Below are 5113 nucleotides of genomic sequence, written 5' to 3'. Positions count from 1 at the left end.
CGGGCGGCGGACGCGGCCCGGCTGCTCGCGGTGTCCGACGCCCGGATTCCGCCCGGTCACTTCGCACGGGAGCACGAGCGCGAGTGCCGGGCGGGCGTCGAGGCCGCCGTCCGCGCCGTGCTCGGCGACAGCGCGTACGACGCCCGGTACGCCGAGGGCGGCGGCCTCACCCTCGAAGAGGCCACCGCCCTCTTCTGAACCGGGCCCGTCCGGGCCGCGTCCGTTCGCACCGGGCCCGCCCGGACCCGGCCCGTCCGGACCCCGTGCGTCCGAATCCTGCCCGGTTGAACCCGGTCCGGTTGAACCCCCGTCCGGACCCGGCCCGGTTGAACCCGGCCCGTCCGGACCCGGCCCGCGCACCCGGGTCAGGTCTTCTTGCGGAACTTGGCGACCGCCAGCGGCGCCGTGACCAGGGTGATCGCCGCGGTCCAGCCGAGGGTCATCCAGACGGAACCGGCCAGCTCGCCGCCGTTGATCAGCGCCCGCGCCGCGTCCGCCAGATTGGACAGCGGGTTGTAGTCGGTGAAGGACTCCAGCCAGCCGGGCATCGTCGTGGGCGGAGCGAAGATGGAGGAGCCGAACTGGAGCGGCATCAGCACCAGCATGGCCACTCCCTGGACCGCCTGAGGCGTCTTCATCGACAGACCGAGCAGGATGAAGATCCACATCAGGGAGGCGCCGAACAGGACGGAGAGACCCATCGCCGCGAACAGCTCAAGCACCGAGGTCTTGATCTCCAGGCCGAGCAGAAAGCCCATGCCCAGCAGGATCGCCATGGCGATCAGCATCCGGCCGACCTCGACGACGATCTTGGCGATGAGCACCGACGACCGGGCGATCGGCATGGACCGGAAGCGGTCCATCACCCCCTTCTTGAAGTCGTCGTTGACACCCGTCCCGACGGCCATGGCGATGTTCATGCCCATCATCGCCATCAGGCCGGGGATCACGTAGTTGACGTACGCCTCCTGGTTGCCCTTGCCGGAGATCGCGCCGCCGAAGACGTACACGAACAGCAGCGTGAAGATGATGGGCATCAGCAGGACGTCGAACATCGACTCGGGGTCCTGCTTGATCTGCAGGGCGTTGCGGCGTGCCAGCGCGCTGATGTGCCGCAGATTGCCCCGCAGCCCGATCCGGCCCTCACCGGACAGGGCGCGCTCGGTGGCGGGGGCCGGATCGGACGGGGGAGCGGCGGCGGGCGCCGGACGGGTCGTGGCGCTCATGCGGCGACCTCCTCGGGAATCGTGCCGGAGGTCGCCGACGGCTCGGTCTTCTCCCCGGTGATGGCCAGAAACACCTCGTCCAGGCTGGGCAGATGCGTACCTATGTGCGCGATGCCGAAGCCGTGCGAGGCCAGTACGCCGACGACGGCCGTCAGCTGTTCGTCGGAGAGGATCGGCACATACAGCAGACCCTCGTCGGGTACGGCGTTCGCCCCGCCGATTCCGTCGAGACCCGCGTCACGGATGGCGCGGGCCATCGCGGGCAGCTGCTCCGGGTCGCTGGGCCTGATCTGGAGGGTGCGTCCGCCGACCTTCGCCTTGAGCTGGTCCACCTCGCCACTGGCGATGACCCTGCCCTTGTCGATCACGGTCAGCTCTCGGGCGAGCTGTTCCGCCTCCTCCATGTACTGGGTGGTGAGCAGCACGGTCACCCCCTCCGTGACCATCCGCCGCACCTCGTCCCAGACCTCGTTGCGGGTCCGGGGGTCGAGCCCGGTCGTCGGCTCGTCCAGATAGAGCACAGCGGGCTGCCCGATCATCGAGGCCGCGAGGTCGAGGCGGCGGCGCATCCCGCCGGAGTACTGCATCACGGGCCGCTTGGCGGCGTCGGTGAGGGAGAAGCGCTCCAGCATCTCGTCGGCGCGGCGGCGGGCGCGGGCGCGCGGCAGATCGAGCAGCCGCCCGATCATGTACAGGTTCTCCCAGCCGGACAGCTTCTCGTCGACCGACGCGTACTGCCCGGTCAGTCCGATGGTGCGGCGGAGCTGCCGAGGCTGGCGCACCACGTCGTAACCCGCGACGCTGGCGGTGCCCGCGTCGGGCACGACCAGAGTGGACAGGCAGCGTACGAGGGTGGTCTTGCCTGCTCCGTTGGGGCCCAGGACCCCGAGGACGGTGCCTTCGCGGACATCCAGGTCCACCCCGTCCAGCGCCTTGGTCTCGCCGTAGTGCTTGACCAGCCCCCGCACCTGAATGGCGATGGCACCGCCGCCGGGGCCCTTGTCGATTCGGTTCATGCCGTCCACCCTGCACGCCCGCACCGACAGCCCGCCGACAGTTCGCCGACAGCAGGGAGAACGGAAGCCGGACAAACCAGAAGACAGCGGACAGACGGCGGAGACGACCGACACACAGCGGACGGACAACCGACAGCCCGCCGACGGGGGAAGATCGGCGGGCTGTCGTCTGTGCCGGGAGTGGTCAGTGGGTCGTGAGCTGGTCGTGGGCTGGTCGTGAGCCGCTCGTGGGCCGCTCGTGGGCCGGGGGGCCCGGGAACTCAGTGGAAGGTGTGCTCCTCCTGCGGGAACGCGCCGCCTACGACATCGTCGGCGAACGCCTTCGCCGCGTCACCGAGTGTCCGGCGTAGATCGGCGTACTGCTTGGTGAAGCGCGGCACCCTGCCGCCGGTCAGGCCCGCCATATCGGTCCATACGAGCACCTGGGCGTCCGTGTCCGGACCCGCGCCGATACCGATGGTCGGGATGTGCAGTTGGCGGGTGACCTCGGCGGCCAGCTCGGCGGGGACCAGCTCCAGGACGACGGCGAACGCGCCCGCGTCCTGTGCGGTCTTCGCGTCGTGCAGCAGTTGGTGGGCGGCCTCGTCGCCGCGGCCCTGCACCCGGTAGCCCATGGTGTTCACGGACTGCGGGGTCAGACCGAGGTGCGACATCACCGGAATGCCGGAGCGGATGATCAGCTCGGTCTGCGGCAGCGAGCGCTCGCCGCCCTCCAGCTTGACCGCGCCGACACCCGCCTCCTTGACCAGCCGGGTGGCGTTGCGCAGGGCCTGCACGGGGCCCTCCTGGTACGAGCCGAAGGGCAGATCGCCGACGACCAGGGCCCGGCTGGTGCCCCGTACGACGGCCGCGGACAGCAGCGTCATCTCGTCCATGGTGACCGGCACGGTGGTGTCGTATCCGAGATGGGTGTTGCCCATGGAGTCGCCGACGAGCACGACCGGGATACCGGCGTCGTCGAAGACGGACGCGGTCATCGCGTCATAGGCGGTGAGCATCGGCCATTTCTCGCCGCGCTCCTTGGCGGCGGCGATGTCATGGACGGTGATGCGGCGGGTTCCCTTCCCTCCGTACAGCGCCTTGCTGTCGGCGGGGCTGCTGTCGGTGGGCTTCGGGGCAGCCTGAAGCGTCATGGCTAACGGCTCCTTACGTCATCTCGAGGCGCCCTGACGGCGTCCCCGGATCACCCCATGGTGGCACTTCGTGCCGCTTCCGGGGAAGAGGGGGCACCCGGCCGGGCCCCGGGACCCTTCCCGGACCGGCCCGATTCCGGCCCGGGGCGGGGGCGTGAGCGGGGACGCAAGCGGGGATACGGGCGGGGGTGCGGCCGGGGCAACGGGACCGCCCGGGCGGCGGTGCGGGCGCGGCGGGAAACGGCGGCCGGGAAACGGCGGCCGGGAATCGCCGGGGACGCGTCGGCGAAGAATCGTTATACGAGACGGTGCCGTATCGGAATGTGGCTAGGGTGTGCGCCATGCCGACCACGCCGGGCGCCCCGGGCCCTGCCGAACCCCGCGTCCCCGAGGCCGTCCACCGCCGCCGGTGGGCGATCCTCACGGTTCTGATGTTCAGCCTGCTCATCGTCGTCCTGGACAACTCGATCCTGAACGTCGCGGTGAAGACTATCGCCTCCCCCGCGCCCGCCGGGGTCGGAGCCACCCAGGGCCAGCTTGAGTGGGCGATCAACTCCTACACCCTCGTCTTCGCCGGACTCCTCTTCACCGCCGGACTGCTCGGCGACCGGATCGGCCGCAAGAAGGTTCTGCTCTTCGGGATCGCCGTCTTCGGCGCCGGTTCGGCGCTCGCCGCGTTCTCCGCGACTCCGGGCGAACTCATCGCCTACCGCGCGGTGATGGGCTTCGGCGCGGCCTTTGTGATGCCCGCCACGCTCGCCGTCCTGATGCATGTCTTCGAACGCGAGGAGCAGGCCAGGGCCATAGGGATCTGGTCGGGCAGTGTCGGTATCGCCATCGTCGTCGGCCCGATCACCGGCGGCTTCCTGCTGGAGCACTTCTGGTGGGGCTCGATCTTCCTGGTCAACGTCCCCGTCGTGATCGTCGCCCTGGCCGGGATGGCCGTCCTCGTCCCCGACTCCCGCGACCCCGCGCCGGGCCGGATGGACCCCGCCGGGGTGCTGCTCTCCATCGTCGGCCTGGTGCTGCTGGTGTACGGGATCATCCGCGGCGGCGAACTCGCCGACTTCACCGCCGCCTCCGTGCTGCTGCCGCTCTTCGGCGGTGCCGCCGTCCTCGCGGGCTTCGTCGTGCACGAGCGGCGGGCCGCCCACCCGGCCATCGACATGTCGTACTTCACCCGCCCCGCCTTCGCCGCGGCCGTCGCCGCCACCGCGCTGGTCTTCTTCGCGCTGATGGGTGTGACGTTCTTCTCGGCCTTCTACCTCCAGAGCGTCCGAGGCCACAGCGCGCTGGAGGCCGGACTGCTTCTGCTGCCCCTGGCCGCGGCCCAGATCGTGCTCGCGCCCCGCGCCCGGCTCGTCGTCGACCGCTACGGCGCCCGCGCGGTCTGTACGGCGGGACTGCTGATGGTCGCAGCCGGGCTGGCCGCCTTCGCCTTCTTCGACACCTCGACACCGCTGTGGGTGCTGGAGGCCGCCCTCCTCGTCCAGGGTGTCGGCATGGCGCACATCATGCCGCCCGTCACCGTGTCGGTGATGCAGTCGCTGCCCCGGGAGAAGGCCGGTTCCGGCTCGGCGGTCAGCAACACCTTCCGCCAGGTCGGCGGGGCGCTGGGCGTCGCCGTACTGGGCTCGCTGCTCTCCACCCGCTACCAGCGGGAGATCGAGGGACACCTCTCCGGCCTGCCGGACGGCCTCCGGCGGACCGCCGGGGAGTCCATCGAGGGGACCCTCGC

General features: G+C 70.7%; 5 protein-coding genes. 2 read left to right on the top strand and 3 right to left on the bottom strand.

Annotated elements, in window-relative coordinates:
- Positions 1 to 198, top strand: a 198-nt coding sequence (locus ACWF94_RS32940) for a hypothetical protein (RefSeq protein ID WP_453496970.1), incomplete at its 5' end; no start/stop codon positions are given.
- A 167-nt stretch (positions 199 to 365) separates the two neighbouring features.
- On the opposite strand, the gene ACWF94_RS32935 is transcribed toward ACWF94_RS32940, so the two are convergent.
- From ACWF94_RS32935 to panB, 3 genes are all read right to left on the bottom strand, one after another.
- Positions 366 to 1226: an ABC transporter permease gene (locus tag ACWF94_RS32935; RefSeq protein WP_453496967.1), complete on the bottom strand. Its 861-nt coding sequence runs from the start codon at positions 1224 to 1226 to the stop codon at positions 366 to 368.
- Entirely contained in the window at positions 1223 to 2242 is a 1020-nt protein-coding gene (locus ACWF94_RS32930) for an ATP-binding cassette domain-containing protein (RefSeq protein ID WP_453496965.1), read from the bottom strand. Before ACWF94_RS32930 ends, ACWF94_RS32935 begins: the two co-directional genes overlap by 4 nt.
- Before the next feature lie 260 nt (positions 2243 to 2502).
- On the bottom strand, positions 2503 to 3375 hold the full coding sequence (gene panB, locus ACWF94_RS32925) for a 3-methyl-2-oxobutanoate hydroxymethyltransferase (protein WP_453496962.1): 873 nt from the start codon (positions 3373 to 3375) through the stop codon (positions 2503 to 2505).
- Between the two features lie 341 nt (positions 3376 to 3716).
- Between panB and ACWF94_RS32920 the strand changes: the two genes are divergently transcribed.
- A partial coding sequence (locus ACWF94_RS32920) for an MFS transporter (protein WP_453496960.1) occupies positions 3717 to 5113 on the top strand: 1397 nt, incomplete at its 3' end.

This window comes from Streptomyces sp. NPDC055078 (assembly GCF_053607985.1).
This window is presented reverse-complemented; position numbering and strand designations above follow the sequence as displayed.